The sequence below is a fragment of the Bartonella sp. HY328 genome (assembly GCF_025449335.1).
In the GTDB taxonomy this organism is placed as follows: domain Bacteria; phylum Pseudomonadota; class Alphaproteobacteria; order Rhizobiales; family Rhizobiaceae; genus HY038.
The window spans coordinates 15,540-33,520 of the sequence record NZ_CP104883.1; the positions used below are offsets into that span (position 1 = coordinate 15,540).

16 protein-coding genes are annotated in these 17,981 nt (G+C 41.8%); 13 read left to right on the forward strand and 3 right to left on the reverse strand.

Annotation, left to right across the window (positions count from 1 at the left end):
• Nucleotides 1-181 precede the first annotated feature (181 nt).
• The 8 genes from N5852_RS00055 to N5852_RS00090 all read left to right on the forward strand — a co-directional run bounded on the left by N5852_RS00055 (nucleotide 182) and on the right by N5852_RS00090 (nucleotide 8,504).
• Nucleotides 182-802, forward strand: a complete 621-nt coding sequence (locus N5852_RS00055) for a carboxymuconolactone decarboxylase family protein (protein ID WP_262098297.1) — start codon at nucleotides 182-184, stop codon at nucleotides 800-802.
• Nucleotides 803-900: 98 nt separating this feature from the next.
• Nucleotides 901-1,956 carry a bifunctional transcriptional activator/DNA repair enzyme AdaA gene (locus N5852_RS00060; protein ID WP_262098298.1) on the forward strand — a complete coding sequence of 352 codons (1,056 nt, stop codon included), beginning with the start codon at nucleotides 901-903 and terminating at the stop codon, nucleotides 1,954-1,956.
• Nucleotides 1,957-2,099: 143 nt separating this feature from the next.
• On the forward strand, nucleotides 2,100-2,303 hold the full coding sequence (gene rpmI / locus N5852_RS00065; RefSeq protein WP_182418026.1) for a 50S ribosomal protein L35: 204 nt from the start codon (nucleotides 2,100-2,102) through the stop codon (nucleotides 2,301-2,303).
• Between the two features lie 46 nt (nucleotides 2,304-2,349).
• On the forward strand, nucleotides 2,350-2,751 hold the full coding sequence (rplT, locus tag N5852_RS00070; RefSeq protein WP_182418027.1) for a 50S ribosomal protein L20: 402 nt from the start codon (nucleotides 2,350-2,352) through the stop codon (nucleotides 2,749-2,751).
• A gap of 271 nt (nucleotides 2,752-3,022) precedes the next feature.
• Nucleotides 3,023-3,844 (forward strand): BUD32 family EKC/KEOPS complex subunit, encoded by an 822-nt coding sequence (locus tag N5852_RS00075; RefSeq protein WP_262098299.1) that lies wholly within the window; start codon nucleotides 3,023-3,025, stop codon nucleotides 3,842-3,844.
• The gene (pheS, locus tag N5852_RS00080; protein WP_262078994.1) at nucleotides 3,841-4,923 is read left to right on the forward strand and encodes a phenylalanine--tRNA ligase subunit alpha; all 1,083 of its coding nucleotides are present in this window, start codon (nucleotides 3,841-3,843) and stop codon (nucleotides 4,921-4,923) included. The genes N5852_RS00075 and pheS overlap by 4 nt, the downstream gene beginning before the upstream one ends.
• A 57-nt stretch (nucleotides 4,924-4,980) precedes the next feature.
• A complete protein-coding gene (gene pheT, locus N5852_RS00085) occupies nucleotides 4,981-7,395 on the forward strand; it encodes a phenylalanine--tRNA ligase subunit beta (RefSeq protein ID WP_262098300.1) in 2,415 nt (804 codons plus the stop codon).
• 839 nt (nucleotides 7,396-8,234) lie between these two features.
• On the forward strand, nucleotides 8,235-8,504 hold the full coding sequence (locus N5852_RS00090; protein ID WP_262098301.1) for a hypothetical protein: 270 nt from the start codon (nucleotides 8,235-8,237) through the stop codon (nucleotides 8,502-8,504).
• 651 nt (nucleotides 8,505-9,155) lie between these two features.
• Here the strand turns inward: N5852_RS00090 and acnA are convergent.
• Nucleotides 9,156-11,852 (reverse strand): aconitate hydratase AcnA, encoded by a 2,697-nt coding sequence (gene acnA, locus N5852_RS00095; protein ID WP_262098302.1) that lies wholly within the window; start codon nucleotides 11,850-11,852, stop codon nucleotides 9,156-9,158.
• Between the two features lie 424 nt (nucleotides 11,853-12,276).
• Between acnA and ccmA the strand changes: the two genes are divergently transcribed.
• From ccmA to N5852_RS00120, 5 genes are read left to right on the forward strand one after another with little or no spacing between them, the layout of a single operon-like run.
• Nucleotides 12,277-12,903 (forward strand): heme ABC exporter ATP-binding protein CcmA, encoded by a 627-nt coding sequence (ccmA, locus tag N5852_RS00100; RefSeq protein ID WP_262098303.1) that lies wholly within the window; start codon nucleotides 12,277-12,279, stop codon nucleotides 12,901-12,903.
• Nucleotides 12,903-13,568, forward strand: coding sequence for a heme exporter protein CcmB (ccmB, locus tag N5852_RS00105; RefSeq protein WP_262098304.1), 666 nt, complete (start codon nucleotides 12,903-12,905; stop codon nucleotides 13,566-13,568). Before ccmA ends, ccmB begins: the two co-directional genes overlap by 1 nt.
• Nucleotides 13,569-13,614: 46 nt before the next feature.
• Nucleotides 13,615-14,406, forward strand: coding sequence for a heme ABC transporter permease (locus N5852_RS00110; RefSeq protein ID WP_410004269.1), 792 nt, complete (start codon nucleotides 13,615-13,617; stop codon nucleotides 14,404-14,406).
• Nucleotides 14,403-14,591: a heme exporter protein CcmD gene (gene ccmD / locus N5852_RS00115; protein ID WP_262098305.1), complete on the forward strand. Its 189-nt coding sequence runs from the start codon at nucleotides 14,403-14,405 to the stop codon at nucleotides 14,589-14,591. The genes N5852_RS00110 and ccmD overlap by 4 nt, the downstream gene beginning before the upstream one ends.
• Entirely contained in the window at nucleotides 14,588-15,160 is a 573-nt protein-coding gene (locus tag N5852_RS00120) for a DsbE family thiol:disulfide interchange protein (RefSeq protein WP_262098306.1), read from the forward strand. The genes ccmD and N5852_RS00120 overlap by 4 nt, the downstream gene beginning before the upstream one ends.
• A gap of 47 nt (nucleotides 15,161-15,207) precedes the next feature.
• On the opposite strand, the gene N5852_RS00125 is transcribed toward N5852_RS00120, so the two are convergent.
• On the reverse strand, nucleotides 15,208-16,140 hold the full coding sequence (locus tag N5852_RS00125) for a YihY/virulence factor BrkB family protein (RefSeq protein ID WP_262098307.1): 933 nt from the start codon (nucleotides 16,138-16,140) through the stop codon (nucleotides 15,208-15,210).
• A gap of 130 nt (nucleotides 16,141-16,270) precedes the next feature.
• Nucleotides 16,271-17,788, reverse strand: coding sequence for a tryptophan 7-halogenase (locus tag N5852_RS00130; protein WP_262098309.1), 1,518 nt, complete (start codon nucleotides 17,786-17,788; stop codon nucleotides 16,271-16,273).
• Nucleotides 17,789-17,981: the final 193 nt, after the last annotated feature.

Below are 17,981 nucleotides of genomic sequence, written 5' to 3' on the forward strand. Positions count from 1 at the left end.
CTGCACACTTTTTTGAAAATGCTCTAATATTCATGAATTTTATTCATAGCAGTATGGTGAATTTAGCCTATTCCTTTCATAAGCTTTAGCTGGTTTAATCAAACTAATAACGAATAAGACTGCTGAAAAGCCAAATTTTATCTAAGTTTCATTCAAACAACTGGAACAAAAAGGAGATATTATGCTTAGTCAATTACAACAAATGATTGTTCCTATTGCAGCTTTTACAGCTAAGGGTGATATTGCGGCATTAAAGACCGCCCTTGATGAAGCATTAGATAATGGGGTTACCATTAATGAAGCGAAGGAAGTTATCATTCAAACCTATGCTTATGCTGGTTTTCCGCGTAGTTTAAATGGCCTAAATGCGTTGCAAGACGTTTTAGCTGTTCGCAAATCTGCTGGTAAAAATGATGAGCTTGGCCGCGATATTTCCCCTATTGCCCCGTATCAATCCACGCTTGAAATTGGCACAAAAATCCAGACGGAGGTCGTTGGTCAGCCGGTTGCTGGCGGCGTTTATGATTTTGCCCCTGCTATTGACCAATTTTTAAAAAGCCACCTATTTGGTGATATTTTTGCCCGTGATATTTTGGACTACCCCACCCGTGAGGTTGCAACCATTGCAATTTTGGCAACTATTCCTGGGCTTGAGGCGCAATTACAAGGCCATTATAATATTGGAATGAATACGGGATTAAGCAAAGAACAATTGCATCAAATTGTAAATATCCTGAATGCCAATGTCGGCAGTGATGAGGGTGAGCGCGCCCAAACAGTATTGATAAAAGTGCTCGCATAATAAAACACCCGCGCAAGAAACATGACTTTATAAAATATTTAAAATTGCTTGCCCGATAATCGGCGGACAAGGTTAAAAAAATACTTTATATTGATTTTATGAGCACGATTTTTTTAAATAATAGCGACCAATTATATGAAGCCCTTTGCGCATCAAGCCATGCCTATGATGGGCATATATTTGTTTGCGTTAAAACAACAGGTATTTTTTGTCGTCTTTCCTGCAAAGCACGCAAGCCGTTACAAAAAAATGTATTTTTTGCCGACAATGCGGCAAGTTGTTTGGAGCAAGGTTTTCGCCCCTGCACTAAATGCAAACCCTTGCAAAGCCTTTCTGAGAAAGACCCATGCTATTTAGACCTGATGCAAAGGCTTGAAAGCAACCCCGACCATATTTGGGGTGAAGAAGATATTAGCGCACTTGGCTATGAATTATCAACGGTGCGGCGGATTTTTAAGCGCACCATTGGCATGACCTTTCTTGACCTTGCAAGGCTAAAGCGCGCAAGCAAAGCGGCGGCCCAATTAAGCGCCGGCGATTCAGTTATCAATACCCAACTAGAAACTGGCTACGAATCATCAAGCGGCTTTCGCGATGCGATTATTCGATTGATTGGTGAGCCGCCACAAGCACTTAAAAACCGTACACTCCTTAAAGCAAAATGGATTGATACGCCCATTGGACAAATGCTAGCAGTAGCGGATAATCATTTTTTGCACTTGCTTGAGTTTTTTGATCGCAAGGGGCTACCTAACGAACTTAAAAAACTGCAATTATCAACAAAATCGGCAATTGAGTTTGCCAATAACGAAATTTTAGATCGGTTAAATGCTGAGCTTGATGCTTATTTTAGCGGCCAATCCTGCATATTTAAAACGCCGATAACCCTTCATGGGTCGCCATTTACCGCCGATGTTTGGCGGGCGTTGCAAGAAATTCCCAATGGCACGACTTGCTCTTATGCAGCTCTTGCCAAAGATATTGAACGACCAACGGCTATGCGGGCAGTGGCAAGAGCCAATGGACAGAATCAAATTGCCATCATTATTCCCTGCCACCGCGTTATTGGCTCAGATGGGTCTTTAACTGGCTATGCAGGTGGTTTATGGCGCAAAGATTGGCTATTAAACCATGAAAAGCGCTTCTTTTCGTGAACACTTGCTTGCTATTTTACCCTCAATAGGCTATGGAGCAAGCGTTCAAGTTGTCCGGCAGGGCATGCCGTGGTAACTTTTGAGTAGCTTGGATTTGGCTCTGGTCAGCCTTTTCCTTTAATTTTTAACATATGGAGAGCAAAATGCCCAAGATGAAGACCAAATCTTCTGCCAAAAAGCGGTTTAAAATCACTGCAACTGGCAAGGTCAAGGCTGCTGCCGCTGGCAAGCGTCATGGCATGATCAAACGGTCCAATAAATTCATTCGTGACGCACGCGGCACTATGGTGCTTGCTGAGCCGGATGGCAAAAAGGTTGTAAATTTTTATCTTCCTAACGGACTGTAAGAAATTATCGCACTCTTATTGAGTGTTTTTTCAAGGATATCATGACATGGCACGTGTAAAACGCGGCGTAACGTCTCACGCCAAGCACAAAAAAGTTTTAAAGCAAGCTTCAGGTTTTTATGGCCGTCGCAAAAGCACCATTCGTACTGCGAAGGCTGCTGTTGACCGTTCAAAGCAATATGCTTATCGCGACCGTAAAAATCGTAAGCGTACATTCCGCGCATTGTGGATTCAGCGTATTAACGCTGCCGTTCGCGCTGAAGGTTTAAGCTATGGCCGCTTCATTGACGGTCTTAACAAGGCTGGTATTGAAGTTGACCGTAAGGTTCTTTCTGATCTTGCAATTCATGAACCTGCAGCATTTTCTGCTCTTGTTCAGTCTGCAAAGAAGGCTTTGGAATATCTTAAAGACACAACTCCAAATGCTTTTGAAGCTGCTGTGCAATAAGCCAGTGGTTCTAAAAGGATCTTGAGTGAAGATCAAGCCCGCACTGGCAAAACCGGTTGCGGGCTTTTCTTTTAACTTTTTAATAAAAAATGCAAAAAGCAAAAATATAAATTTTATCAAATGGCTAGACTTATCGCATTGATAATGCAACAAAAGAGCCGATTTATTTTTTTGCTTTTAATGGAAACAAACACTGTTTTTATTCAGCATTACTATTCACTATTTTACACCCACGACCGCGACATAAATAAAGGCACGAATAAGCGCTATCATGTTAGAATTTTCTTTTTCCGATCCCTATGCATGTAGTGAGGCTGACAAAGTTCTCATAGCGGCAAGTGCTGGAAAAAGAACAAGCTATGCCATGCGTGGCGATGAGCGGGTTTTTATCAAACGCCATGATGTTGGCGCCCCCCGTTTTGGACGCAAATTACATGGATTTCTATCACCAATTTTACCAGCCCATTTTTTGCGCGCCTCGCCGATTTTAAGCCCCGTTGATATGGCAAAACGCGAATTGCGCAAAATTGCTCTGTTTCAGAAACACCATATTGATGTACCAGAGGTTATTTGCAGCGATGGTTGTGCAATCATGATGGGTGATGTTGGTGAAAATATTCAAACCCGTTTAAAGCAATTACGCGAATTAAACACCCATCTTCACGATAGCCTATTGATCCAATGCTCGGCTGCGTTGGGCGATATTCATGCGGCAGGGCTTTGTCACGGCAGACCACATCCGGTCGATATGTTTTTAGGCCAAGCGAAAATTGGCTTTTTTGATTTTGATGAAGAACCAGAAACCGTGATGAGCCTTGCGCAAGCACAAGCGCGCGATGCATGGTTATTGTTTTTCCAAATCGCCACGCAAGCGGTTGATCAGGAACGAACGCCCCATGCGGCATTTGGTGCATGGCGGCGTAAAATCTCGTTAGAAACTTTGGAAAGCTTGAAAGAGCTAGTTTTATTTTTTAAGTTTTGCATCCTACCTTTAAAATTGGCCAAAAATATACGGCTTGGTGTTGATGGACAAAATATGTTAAATGCAATGGAATTTTTTATGCTGCACTTGGGACTTAAGGCAAAATCATGAGTGATATTGAACAAATTGAAAAAGAATTAACCGCTGCGATTGAAAATGCCAATGACGAACAGGCATTAGAAACAATCCGCATTGATGCTTTGGGTAAAAAAGGTGCTATTTCTGAAAAGATGAAAAGCCTTGGTACCATGTCCGCTGAAGAGCGCAAAGAGGTTGGGCCAATATTAAACGGGCTTAAAAACCGTATTACGGATCTTTTAAGCAATAAACGTGATGTGCTTAAAAAGGCAGCTATTGCAGAGCGTTTACGCAGTGAGACTGTTGACGTTACCTTGCCGGTGCGCCCATCACCTGCTGAACAAGGCCGCATCCACCCAATTTCGCAAGTCATTGATGAAATAACCGCAATTTTTGCAAATTTAGGTTTTGCTATCGCCGAAGGCCCAGATATCGAGACGGATTATTATAATTTTACCGCACTTAACTTTCCTGAAGGTCACCCTGCGCGTGAAATGCATGATACGTTTTTCTTCAATCGTGATGAACAAGGCAACCGCAAATTATTGCGCACCCATACAAGCCCCGTGCAAATTCACACCATGGAAGTGCAACAACCGCCAATTCGTATTGTTATCCCTGGTAAAACCTATCGCATGGATTCGGACGCCACCCATTCACCAATGTTCCATCAGATTGAAGGCTTGGTAATTGATAAAACCTCTACCATTGCCAATATGGTTTGGGTTTTTGAAGAATTTATTAAAGCGTTTTTTGAAGTACCATCAGTTAAAATGCGTCTTCGTCCATCCTTCTTCCCTTTCACCGAGCCATCGATGGAAGTTGATATCCAATGTGACCGCTCTGGCGGCGAGATTAAATTTGGTGAAGGCAATGATTGGTTGGAAGTTTTGGGTTGCGGCATGGTTAACCCCAATGTTTTACGCAACTGCAATTTAGATCCTGATGAATATCAAGGCTTTGCTTGGGGTATCGGCATCGATCGCCTTGCCATGCTTAAATATGGCATGCCGGATCTACGTGCTTTCTTTGAAGCGGATGTTCGCTGGCTTAACCATTATGGTTTCCGCCCGCTTGATATTCCAAATTTACTAAGCGGTCTTAGTCAATAAGCCTTGTTACATATTGCGTGATTGCGGCGCCAAGCGCCATACCGAAAGGTTAAAAAAATGAAATTTACTCTATCTTGGCTTAAAGAACATCTTGATACGACAGCCAGTCTTAATGAAATTACTGAGCGTCTCACCTCTATCGGTCTTGAGGTTGAAGATGTTGATACGCGTGAAGCCTTTAATGCCTTTGTTATTGCCAAGGTTGTTAGCGCACAAAGACATCCTGATGCCGATAAATTGCAAATTTTATCAGTCGATACTGGTGATGGCAAGCCTTTGCAAGTTGTCTGCGGTGCACCTAATGCGCGCGCCGGCCTTATTGGTGTTTTTGGCCGTCCCGGTGCTTATGTGCCCGGTCTTGATGTAACTCTTGCTGTTGGCAAAATTCGCGGCGTTGAAAGCTTTGGTATGATGTGCTCTGAGCGCGAATTATTGCTTTCCAACGAGCATGATGGCATTATTGATCTGCCAGAAGATGCGCCTATTGGTAGCTCTTTTGCGAGCTATGCGGGTCTTGATGATCCAATCATTGATGTATCAATCACCCCTAACCGTCCTGATTGCACGGGCGTTCGCGGTATTGCTCGTGATTTGGCGGCAAGTGGGCTTGGCACTTTAAAGCCACTCAATATTCCAGACATTCAAGGCAATTTTGAGCCATCGATTGATGTTAACCTTGACTTTGCAGATCAAACACCGCTTTGCCTTGGTTTTTCATGGATTATGGTAAAGAATGTTAAAAACATTCAAAGTCCACAATGGATGCAAAAGCGCCTTACCGCCATTGGTTTACGGTCAATCAATGCCGCAGTCGATATGACCAATTATATCACTTTTGATCTTGGTCGCCCGTTACATGTTTTTGATGCCGATAAGGTTAAGGGTAATTTGACGGTTCGCCGTGCAAAAGATGGTGAAACCATTATTGCCCTTGATGGTAAGACTTATAATCTTAATAATAAAATTTGTGTCATTGCTGATAGCGCCCAAGTTGAATCAATTGCCGGTGTTATGGGCGGCGAAGATAGCGGCGTTGATGAAAATACCACCAATATCATCATTGAATCAGCGCTTTGGGATCCGCGCAATATTGCGATGACTGGCCGTGAGCTTGGCATTGTTACCGATGCGCGTTATCGTTTTGAGCGCGGTGTTGATCCTGAATTTATGGTTGATGGCTTAAAAATTGCAACCCAATTACTAACTGATATGGTTGGCGGTACACCAAGCACGCTCAAAACAATTGGCTATGAAGCAGCAGATTTAAAAATTGTCACTATGCCATTTAGCGAAATCAAGCGTCTCACTAGCCTTGATGTAAGCAAGGAACAAGCTGCACAAATTTTAGAAAGTCTTGGCTTTAAGGTTGCCATCAACGGTGAGAGCGCTAATGTAACGGTACCAAGCTGGCGCCCTGATATTGATGGTAAGGCTGACTTGGTTGAAGAAGTGATGCGTATTTATGGCATTGATAAAATCGTGCCAACACCTCTCGCAATACCAGCGGGCGTTGGTGAAGCAATTTTGACAACGCTACAAATTCGCACCCGCCTTGCCCGCCGCTCGCTTGCTGCTCGCGGTATGATGGAAGCTGTTACTTATTCCTTTATTTCAGAAAAAGCCGCCACAGCCTTTGGCGGCGGCGATAAAGCACTAAAGCTTGCAAACCCAATTGCTAGCGATATGTCGGATATGCGCCCATCGCTTTTGCCGGGTCTATTATTGGCAGCGCAGCGCAATGCTGATCGTGGTTTTAATGATCTTGCACTTTTTGAAGTCTCCGGCACCTATCAAGGCGATACAGCCGACAAGCAACGCCGTGTTGCTGGTGGCATTCGTCGTGGTAGCGCGAAACTTGACGGCTCTGGTCGCTTTTGGTCGGGCAATGCCAAGAATGTAGATGTTTTTGATGCAAAAGCCGATGCTTTAGCTGTGCTTGATGCCTGCGGCCTTACGGCTGACAAGGTGCAAATTGAAAATGGCGGCCCAGCTTGGTATCATCCTGGGCGTTCTGGTACGATCAAGCTAGGGCCAAAAGTTATCCTTGGCTATTTTGGTGAATTTCATCCAGAAACACTAGAAACACTTGATGTATCTGGTAGCCTATGTGGTTTTGAAGTATTTATTGATGCGGTGCCAGAGCCACGAAAAAAACCAACAAAGACCAAGCCTGCCTTGCAATTATCACCTTTCCAAGCGGTTAGCCGTGACTTTGCTTTTGTAGTGGATAAGAATGTCACTGCCGCTATTATTATCCGTGCCGCCCTTGGCGCCGATAAAAAGCTAATTAGCGGCGCTAAGGTCTTTGATATTTTTGAAGGCGCAAGCCTTGGCGAAGATAAGAAATCAGTAGCGATTGAAGTGGAAATCCAACCGGTGGAGCGCACATTAACCGACGCTGATTTTGAAAGTTTAGCGAAAAAAATCATCGATAATGTGGTGAAATCCACAGGCGGTAGTCTACGCGCATAAAACTTAAAATGGCTTGGAACATTGAACCCTGCTTTCAATATTCCAAGCCAAACATTTAAGAAGCAAGAATCATTTATTTAAATGAAATGGCGGCATAAATAAAAGCCACAATATTTTCATAAAACCAACCAATTATACATTTAATAAAACTAATGCCGTTTTATTGAGGGGGTAGATTTATGACAATAGATAGTAAAAAATCATTGAAAATAGATGTTAATCCGTCCAAAAGAAGTGAAACCTATTCAAAAAAAAATATAATATTAAAAAAAAACAGGTAAAGCGAAAACATTTACATTTTCTGGCATTTTGCTGATAGTTAGCTATTTCTTCATCATTGGTTTAACTATTCAATATATTGCATTTTTTTACGACATATTTAAATGGTTATATAATTTAATATTTTAATGATAATCATTTTTATTATTTATGTAACCATCATAAATACGGTGGAAGCTAGCAGATTGAAGATAGAAAATGCTAGCCATTTAAAACGCGGATAATCAATCACCAATAATGGCGTGGCTCCAATAGATTGGAACCCATGAGCAAGCGTAACTTCTGAAAACTTAGCGAAAAAATCTATAACAGAATCTAATCCACCGGTGGTAGTTTTTTTATGTCGCTTGCGCCAATGCATAGTTTAAAAAAGATAATAACGAAGCGAAAAATCAATAATTTTTACGTATTATAATCATAAATTACCAAAATATACTGTTAATAAATCAAGAAAAATCAATTTTAAATTTTTCTTTTAATAATGATTAAATATAGTCAACCTGCTTAAATACTAGGCATTAATATTATATTACAAAACACTAAAATACAGAGGTTTTATTATGAAAAAAATTATTCTTGGTTTGGTTTTTGCTTTAACAAGCACAGCTTCATTTGCTGCTTGCACTCAAGAAGAATATACAGCAAAAGCAACTGAATTATCAACCAAATTTCAGCAAGTCATGACCAAAGATCCTTCCAGTGCACAAAAATGGCAAACACGCATGGCCGAAGTTGCACAAGCTGAAGTAGCTAAAGGCAATGGCAATGACATCAATGCAGCATGCGACATGATGGATAATCTTATTAAAGAACTTGAATCTGCACTTTAATATTTAGTATTGACGCATTATGAAAAGCATATATTGTTTTCAATATATGCTTTTTGTGTTTTTAACCATTAAGCTAAACGACCATCTTAGCTAACAGGCCTCTAATTTGGCATATAAACTAATCTTATAATGACATTGGTTTCATTTCTGCATTTTATGAGCGCAATATTATCGTTTTGAAAAAACAGGAAAAGTTTGCGACTCTTTCAAATGAATTGTCTTGATAAGACTTGGCTTGTTTGAAAAAAATTACGATAAAAAATCCAGCGCGCCGCAAAAAATTTAGGCCCTAGATTATTCGCTGTTTTACTAAAGCGACATGGATCATAAAACCATCGGCATGCCATTAAAATTAATTGAAGATTGCTGTTTTGATAAAAATATTAGGCATTGCTTACAACAATTATATTTAAATTTCATATAAGATAGTAAAATTGTTTATTCTTTCGCTGTTAAAGCGATTTTATCAAAGCAATGTGATAGTTTTAATGTAAAAACCTGATTGAAGATTAAGTGGTCAGTGAGCACAAGCTCATAAACTAACAAATTTCGCTAATTTGCAAAACCCAAGAATTAAGGCATGTATTGCTGCCAATACATGCCTTAATTGCTTGCAAAGCATCAGGCGTTTTGCCGCCTGATGCTTTGCACTTATTTATTTTGCTTGGCCAAATTGCGCAGAACATATTGCAAGATACCGCCATTATGGAGGTAATCAAGCTCTTCTAGCGTATCAACACGGCAAAGAAGTGGTACTTCCTTGACGCTACCATCACCGCAAGTGATGGTTGCCTTAGTCATCTGGCGTGGCTTGATTTCATTCAAACCCTCAATAGTGACAGTTTCCTCACCATTTAGCCCAAGAGTTTTCCAGCTTGTACCTTCTTCAAAAACAAAAGGTACAATCCCCATACCAACAAGGTTAGAACGGTGGATACGCTCAAATGATTGGGCAATAACCGCACGCACACCTAAAAGATTGGTGCCCTTAGCTGCCCAGTCGCGCGATGAACCATTACCATATTCAATACCAGCAAATACCACCAATGGAACCCCATCATGCTTATATTGCATGGCTGCATCATAGATGGATTCTTCTTCCTTAGATGGATAATGAATAGTGTAACCACCTTCACGGCCGTTTTCACCAAGCATGAAATTGCGAATACGAATATTAGCAAAAGTACCGCGCATCATAACTTCATGGTTACCACGACGGGTACCATATTGGTTAAAGTCGGCAGGCTTTACACCATTTTCCATAAGATAACGGCCAGCTGGCGAATCTGCCTTGATCGAGCCTGCAGGTGAAATATGGTCCGTGGTAATTTTGTCACCAAAAAGACCAAGAATATGTGCCTTTTCAATGTCTTTTACTGCGGTTGGTACACGTGGCATATTTTCAAAATAAGGCGGATTACGCACATAGGTTGAATTATCATCCCAAGCATAGGTTTTACCTTCTGGCACTTTTACCTGCTGCCAGTTAATATCACCCTTGAACACATCGGCATATTTTTCCGAAAATAGCTTACGAGTAATATTTTCTTCGATAAATTCTTGGATCTCTTTTGATGATGGCCAAATATCTTTAAGATAAACAGGCTGCCCATCAGAACCAGTACCAATTGGATCCTTGGTTAAATCTTTACGCACGGTACCAGCAAGCGCATGAGCAACCACAAGTGGTGGACTTGCAAGATAGTTAGCTTGAACATCAGGTGATACGCGGCCTTCAAAGTTACGGTTGCCAGACAGAACAGCCGCTGCAATAAGCCCCTTATCATTGATGGTTTTTGAAATTGGCGCAGGCAATGGCCCTGAATTACCAATACAAGTGGTGCAACCAAAGCCAACAAGGTTGAAACCAAGTGCGTCAAGATCTTTTTGCAAGCCTGAACTCTTTAAATAGGCTTCAACCACTTGGCTACCTGGGGCAAGCGAGGTTTTCACCCAAGGCTTAGCTTTCAGCCCCTTGGCAACTGCATTACGAGCCAAAAGGCCTGCAGCAATCAAAACGCTTGGATTTGATGTATTGGTGCAAGAAGTGATTGCGGCAATAACCACATCACCATGGCCAAGATCGAAATCTTCACCTTCAACTGGATAGCGATCCTGTTGACCTGTTGTTTTCTTATATTCGTTTTCAAGCGCGATATCGTAATTAGCACCAACATCTTCAATTGGCATACGCCCTTCAGGACGCTTAGGGCCAGCCATTGATGACACAACGGTGCTGATATCTAATTCAACCACATCGGTAAAGACTGGATCAGCCATGCCAGCTTCACGCCATAGGCCTTGCGCACGCGAATAGGCTTCAACAAGCTTAATGCGATGTTCGTCACGACCCGTCATTGTAAGATAACGCACGGTCTCGCTATCAATTGGGAAGAAGCCACAGGTTGCGCCATATTCAGGACCCATATTAGCGATGGTCGCACGGTCAGCAAGGGTCAAATGATCAAGGCCGGGGCCGAAAAATTCAACGAATTTGCCCACAACGCCTTTTTTACGCAACATCTGGGTTACGGTCAAAACCAGATCGGTTGCGGTAATGCCTTCGCGGATTTTACCGGTAAGACGGAAGCCAATAACTTCTGGAAGCAGCATGGAGACGGGTTGGCCAAGCATACTTGCTTCAGCTTCAATACCACCAACACCCCAACCAAGAACACCAAGACCATTGACCATGGTTGTGTGGGAATCGGTACCAACGCAAGTATCAGGATATGCAACGGTTTCGCCGCTATCTTCACGGATCCAAACAGATTGGGCAAGATATTCCACATTCACCTGATGGCAAATACCTGTACCTGGGGGCACAACGCGGAAATTTTTAAAGGCTTGCTGGCCCCATTTCAAAAAGCGATAGCGTTCGCCATTGCGCTCATATTCAAGATCCACATTGTGTTTAAATGCGAGTGGATTGCCGAAATCATCAACAATAACGGAGTGATCGATCACAAGATCAACCGGTACCAAAGGATTAATAGATTCAGGATCATCACCAAGCTTAACCATAGCATCACGCATGGCAGCAAGATCAACAACTGCAGGAACACCAGTAAAATCCTGCATCAACACGCGAGCTGGACGATAGGCAATTTCTGCCCCTGCACTGCCCTTATCATTAAGCCATTTAGCTACGCTTTCGATGTCCTCTTTCTTGACCGAGCGACCATCTTCAAAACGCAAAAGATTTTCAAGAAGCACTTTCATGGAAAAAGGCAGTTTAGAAACCCCTTCAAGACCATTTTTTTCAGCTTCAATTAAACTATAGTAAACATATTCTTTGCCATCAACATCAAGTGTCCTACGGCATTTAAAACTATCAACTTGCGACACGACTGTTCGTCCTTATGCTTGCGGGCCAGAGAACGAACCAACTCACTGCAGGTCAAGGCTACAAGCGAGGTGCGGGTGCAGTCATTTCCGCTGTCCGTCCCTTTCAACCAAGATTTTTAAAAAATTAGTGTTTTTAAAAAACAGATTGGGAGATCGGCCCAAAATCGTCAACCACGCCGACCGCTGGCATGACTGTTCTTCTTATAGAGGTTTTTTTGGAACTGTTCCAGAGTTAAATATTGAAAAATAAATGACCCAATAAAATTTCTCCACCTCTATTGCTTGTAATAGGTATTTTAAAGTGATTTTAAAAGAGGAAAACTAGCCTTTTTAGGAAAATACCGTTAAACCAAGTCTTTAATTGTTAAAATTAAGCAAGTTTTTCAAAAACCCAATAGAGAAACATTGGGTGGCAGAGGATTAAATGCAGCTTATTGGTAAAAATCTTGGTATTGAACGGGGCGGCATAACCTTATTTTCTTCAGTCAATTTTTTGTTAGAAGAGAATCAAATGCTGTTTATTTCTGGTGCCAATGGTGCTGGAAAATCTACCCTGCTGCGAATCATTGCCGGACTTCTATCGCCGCTTAGCGGTTCTGTACATTTTTTTGACGGCGTTTCTCATTTTACAGTAGCACCTTTTGCCCATTATCTTGGCGAAAAAAACGCGATGAAGCCTCAGTTAAGCATTGCTGAAAATCTAAAATTTTGGGCGCGATTTTATCACCCATCCCTTACAGCTTCTGCCATACAAGATTTGATTGAAAATGCTCTTGCGAAGATTGATCTTCTCCATCTCATGAACTTACCCTTTAATGTTCTTTCTACTGGTCAAAGGCGGCAGATTGCCATTTGCCGGCTACTGCTTGATAAACGAGTTTTATGGATTATTGATGAGCCAACAAGTGGTCTTGATAATATGGCATGCGATATTTTTTCTGCCCTGTTGCAAGAACATCTAGATCATAAGGGTATGATTATCGCAGCCAGCCATTTACCCCTTGGCATTAACGCCAGCCATGAAATTGCTTTAAGCCGCGAGGCAGATTAATGGCTGCTTTATTTTGGCGCGATATAAAATTGAGCTTTGGTGCTGGTCAGCAGATCATCATTTCACTGCTGTTTTTTTTGGCTGTTACAACCATTATGCCTTTTGCCGTTGGTCCCAATCCTTTAATATTACAAAAAATTGGTGTTGGCATGGTGTGGGTTGGTGCACTTTTATCAATTTTATTAAGCCTTGAGCGGATGTTTCAACTAGACGCCCAAGATGGAAGTCTCGACCTTATTATTATGGGGCAAGATTTTACCAGCCTGACATTTATTGTATTTTTTAAAGTCATCGCCCATTGGATTGGCACTGTATTACCGCTAATTATTGTTGCACCACTTTTTGCTTTATTCCTTAATCTTGAACCTTATTCGATTTTGATTGTTGTTTTAACCCTTATTCTTGGCACGCCTGCTATTACGTTTATCGGCGCGATAGGGGCAGCTCTTGGCATTGGCTTGCCGCGTGGAGCATTGCTTATTTCAGTAATTATTTTACCACTTACTATACCTATTATCATTTTTGCGGTGGCTGGCGCTAATAATATATCATCACCAGCGGGAAGTTTATGGGCACCCTTGATGTTTCTTAGTGCCTTTAGCCTCCTGTTTTGTCTGCTAGGATCAATAGCTGCGGCCTTTACTCTTAAATATTTGCCAGAATAATCAAGTTCTCATTGCAGTTATTGCATTAAACCCATAAAATATAATGATGGAAAACGCCCAAAATAATCACTTGAATATGGTAAAGCAAAGCTGGTGGCAAAAGCTTGCCACTCCCACCTATTTTATGGAACTTTCAAAGCAGCTTTTACCTTGGTTTACGATGCTAAGCATTATCGGCTTAGTGATTGGATTATACCTTGTTTTCAATGCCCCTGATGACTATCAGCAAGGATCAACGGTTAAAATCATGTTTATTCATGTGCCGTTTGCTTGGCTTTCCATGCTTTGCTACACTATGATGACCATATCAGCCTTGGGTGCTCTTATTTGGCGTCATCCTTTAGCCAATATTAGCATTATTGCCGCAGCGCCGATTGGTGCAGTATTTACCGCCCTTTGCCTTATTAGCGGCTCCATTTGGGGGCGGCCAAGTTGGGGCGCATGGTGGGTGTGGGACGCAAGGTTAACCTCTGTTTTAGTATTGTTTTTGATTTACCTTGGCATTATTGCTCTTTCTCATGCCTTTGATGATTTTAGCAAATCTGCCCGCGCGAGTGCTATCTTAACCTTAGTTGGTTTTATCAATATTCCGTTGATAAAATTTTCGGTTGATTGGTGGAACACCCTTCATCAACCAGCCTCGCTTTTACGCAGTGGTGGCCCAGCAATTGAAAGCTCGTTACTTTGGCCATTATTAGTAATGGCCATTGCTTTATCATTTTTATTTGTAACTTTACATGTGATGGCGATGCGCAATGAAATCTTAAATCGTCGCTTGATTAATTTACAAAGAAAGGCAGCCCGCCAAAACCACTCAATCAAAGGGGAAGCTGTATGAACCATTTAGCCTTTATACTTGCCGCCTATGGCGCTGCAGCTTTAGGCATTATCGCCCTTACAATCTCGATCATTTGGCGCGGCCATATTTTAAGTCGCAAAATCGCTCGCTTAGAAGCCATTGACTTTAAGCAGAAAAGAGACCAGCAAAGGGTCCCAGCAAGCCCACAAAGTAACAAATTATGAGTGATATGCAACGCCCTAAGCGCCGCCTTGCTCTGTTCTTTCCACTTATTGCCTTTATGCTTTTTGCGACCATCGCTCTTATCCGCATTACTTCGAATGATCCTGATGCAGCCAATTCATTACCCAATGCTTTAGCAGGGCAGGACGCACCACAAACGCAATTGCCAATATTGGCTTTGCAAGCACCAACGAGCGCGGTATTTGATCCAACACAATTTAAAGGCCGTGTTACCTTAGTTAATTTTTGGGGGTCATGGTGTCCGCCCTGCCGCGAAGAGCACCCACAGCTTTTAACCCTTGCCCAAGATCCGCGTTTTGACCTTGTCGGCGTTAATTTTAAAGATAATCAAGAAAATGCCATTCGTTTTCTTGGTGCATTTGGCAATCCCTTTAAAGTCATTGGTTTTGACCCAAGCGGCCGCGCCGCTATTGAATGGGGTGTATATGGGCCGCCGGAAACATTCATTATAAACCGTGAGGGTAAAATTGTTTTTAAGCATATTGGCCCAATCATGCCGGATAATTTAATCAAAACCTTAATGCCAGAAATTGAAAAGGCGCTGCAATAACAGCGCCTAACAATCGATCACTTATTGGTATTTAATCAATATTAAGATCAAGTTTCCTCAATAATATTGACATTATTGGCATTTGCCATATGGGTTGCCTTTATCACTTGGCCAGGTTGCTGCGGGCGGTTGCGATAAAACATAATGGCGGCGTTAATCTCCGCACCAAGAATAGAAATCGAGGCGATAATATAGAGGAAAATAATTGCCACCATGATCGAGGCAAGACCAGCATAAGTTGACACATAATTGGCAAAGGTTGCAAGATATTGCGCAAATAGCATCGATGCTACCAACCAAGCAATAACGGTAAAGGCAATGCCGGGCAAAATATCAACCATTTTTCGTTTTCCAGCAGGCAACCATTTATGGGCAGTAATTAAGGTCACCAATAAAATAATAATAGCAATAAAGTACCGCCAAAAGCGGATTGTTCCAACATAAGGTGCAAGCGCAGGCACTTCACGTTGTGCAATGGCGATCACGAGGGGGGCAAGAACCAACAAAAAGCTGATCGCCATTAGACCTATCGTACCGATGATAACAAAGACAAGGCTTTGTAAGCGGCAAAATATGATGGTTCGATTATCTTTTACACGGTAAGCGCGATCAAGTGCTGTGCGCAAAGCTTCAACGCCATTAGAGGCAAAATAGGCAGCACCAATCGCCGAAAGGGTCAATAATCCGCCGCGCTGAACCGTCAACACATTAGTGATTTCCTTGCCAATCGGCTGTTTTAAAGCATCAGGCATCATTTCCAAAATATAGGTAACGCTGGTTGCTGCATAGGCTTGCGCACCCAAAAAGCTAGCCAAGGCGGTGGCAAAAATCAAAAAGGGAAAAAATGCCATAAGGCTTGAAAGTGCAACATAACTAGCGAAAGCAGAACCCTGTTCAGTAAAATAATGCCCAATCGCATTGTAAAGAATTTGCCAGCAATATTTTAACCAGCCAACGCGTTCTTCGTCTTTTTCTGCCATGCTGCAACCTCAAAAGATATTTACATTGATGCATTGCACCAATTTTGCCCGGCAACCTTAAACTATTTTTGCCCAAATGGGTAAAAAAACTCGTAAAATATGCACGCAAAATTTATTGCCTATTTTGATATCACTTCTGTGAAGATCTATTGTTTTCGCTCATTTGCAAATTGCTAAGATAAGGTTGGATATATTGCTTGATAAAATCTTCAGGCAAGGCTTCCAATTCTGCGCGGGCAGCGTGGGGATTGATAATCCCAAGAGGCGCTGCTACCAGCAACCAATTGATAATATGGAAAATCGGCAACCAGCTATTGCTTGTATAAGCTTCAATATCAATGACCCGTGGGACACGCTGCGCGCAACAAGCCGAAAATTCTTGATATTGCGGTGAGCGTGGCAAATATTGGATATCGCGCCAATAGGATGTATCATCACGTGGTGTATCATAATGTAGGCGTAAAAAATCGCAAATTTCATTCCAACTTTGATTATTAGCAATATTAAATCCATCAATAATATTTTGGCCAATAACGCCGCGGCAATTATTAATAATGCGCTCAATATTGCGCAAAGTTTCTAAGCTTTGACCAATGGAAGCCGCCTCTAAAGGCTCAACAAAGCCGGCAGCAGCCCCAAGAGCAATAAGATTATTGCACCATATGCGCTCAAAATTGCCTTGATTAAAACTTAAAACACCATCAAATGTAACGGAATTGCCAAATAACGCTTCTATTTCATCGGCCGCATGGTCTGAACTGTTATGGCGGCTTGAAAAAACATAGCCAGCACCAATGTGCTGTCTTAATGGCGATTGCCATATCCAGCCAGACTTCATTGCACGTGCAGTTGTAAAGAATTGCGGATTTTTACTTTTGTGCTGAAGGGTAAAGGTCACAGCTTTATCATTGATCAACTGGTCGCTAAAAGAGCGCCAATTTTGGCCATAGGTCGCGCCAATACCTAGCCTTTTCACGCCAGATGCATCAATGACGAAATCAGTTGGCAAAACAGCTTCATCGGTTTTAATCGCTACAACATTGCCGTTTTCTGACAATAATAATTGGCGAACTTCAACCGCGCTTTGGATAATATTTCTGTTGAGCGCTTTGCTTTTTAAAAAATTTTTAAATTTATAACGATCAAAATGAAAGGCAAGCGCCAATCCAGTATTGGCAGTTTGCAACTCAGCAGCGGCATCATATTGTGAGGCATTTTGTTGAATTAATTTAAATCCTGGGAAAAAATCGTGCAGATTTTGCAAGCTTGCAATGCGCGAAATCAATAAAGGATTGGTTCCAAAAGCTTCTAGCGTCAATTCCGGTACATTGGCATCTTTTTTAGGGAATAAATGATAATAAGCTTCATTTTCACCATTTGAACGCCAATTTTCAAATTTCGTGCCAATTTTAAAAGTGGCATCAACTGTGCTGTAAAACTCATCCATCTGAATTTGGTTTCGCTGCAATGTGGATAAAAGGTTAACCAAACCTCCCTCGCACATATCTGCAATTGGTTGTGTTTCGTCGTCAAAAACGGTGATCTCGACCAAAGGCCCAAATAGCCGGCGAAATGTTAAAGCGGCAAGCCATGCAGCAATATCACCACCAATAACTGCTACTTTTTTGATAGAACGCAAGTCCAACACAATATTGGCCTTTCCTCAAAATTTATCGAAAATTTGAATAATTAAAAACCGTGATTTTGCCTCTTTGAGGCAGCATCACCGACACCTTAAACAGCACACCTTTGAAACGTCCAATAAATGATAGATAAAATAGAATGCGAATAAGGATTATGCTTGCAACCATTATAGCTAGGGCAAGATCAATTTTTGAAAA

Excerpts from the sequence above, each read along its gene's own strand:
- N5852_RS00055 (WP_262098297.1), top strand. The coding sequence starts at position 182 with ATGCTTAGTCAATTACAACAAATGATTGTTCCTATTGCAGCTTTTACA.
- N5852_RS00060 (WP_262098298.1), top strand. The coding sequence starts at position 901 with ATGAGCACGATTTTTTTAAATAATAGCGACCAATTATATGAAGCCCTT.
- rpmI (WP_182418026.1), top strand. The coding sequence starts at position 2,100 with ATGCCCAAGATGAAGACCAAATCTTCTGCCAAAAAGCGGTTTAAAATC.
- rplT (WP_182418027.1), top strand. The coding sequence starts at position 2,350 with ATGGCACGTGTAAAACGCGGCGTAACGTCTCACGCCAAGCACAAAAAA.
- N5852_RS00075 (WP_262098299.1), top strand. The coding sequence starts at position 3,023 with ATGTTAGAATTTTCTTTTTCCGATCCCTATGCATGTAGTGAGGCTGAC.
- pheS (WP_262078994.1), top strand. The coding sequence starts at position 3,841 with ATGAGTGATATTGAACAAATTGAAAAAGAATTAACCGCTGCGATTGAA.
- pheT (WP_262098300.1), top strand. The coding sequence starts at position 4,981 with ATGAAATTTACTCTATCTTGGCTTAAAGAACATCTTGATACGACAGCC.
- N5852_RS00090 (WP_262098301.1), top strand. The coding sequence starts at position 8,235 with ATGAAAAAAATTATTCTTGGTTTGGTTTTTGCTTTAACAAGCACAGCT.
- ccmA (WP_262098303.1), top strand. The coding sequence starts at position 12,277 with ATGCAGCTTATTGGTAAAAATCTTGGTATTGAACGGGGCGGCATAACC.
- ccmB (WP_262098304.1), top strand. The coding sequence starts at position 12,903 with ATGGCTGCTTTATTTTGGCGCGATATAAAATTGAGCTTTGGTGCTGGT.
- N5852_RS00110 (WP_410004269.1), top strand. The coding sequence starts at position 13,615 with ATGGAAAACGCCCAAAATAATCACTTGAATATGGTAAAGCAAAGCTGG.
- ccmD (WP_262098305.1), top strand. The coding sequence starts at position 14,403 with ATGAACCATTTAGCCTTTATACTTGCCGCCTATGGCGCTGCAGCTTTA.
- N5852_RS00120 (WP_262098306.1), top strand. The coding sequence starts at position 14,588 with ATGAGTGATATGCAACGCCCTAAGCGCCGCCTTGCTCTGTTCTTTCCA.
- N5852_RS00125 (WP_262098307.1), bottom strand. The coding sequence starts at position 16,140 with ATGGCAGAAAAAGACGAAGAACGCGTTGGCTGGTTAAAATATTGCTGG.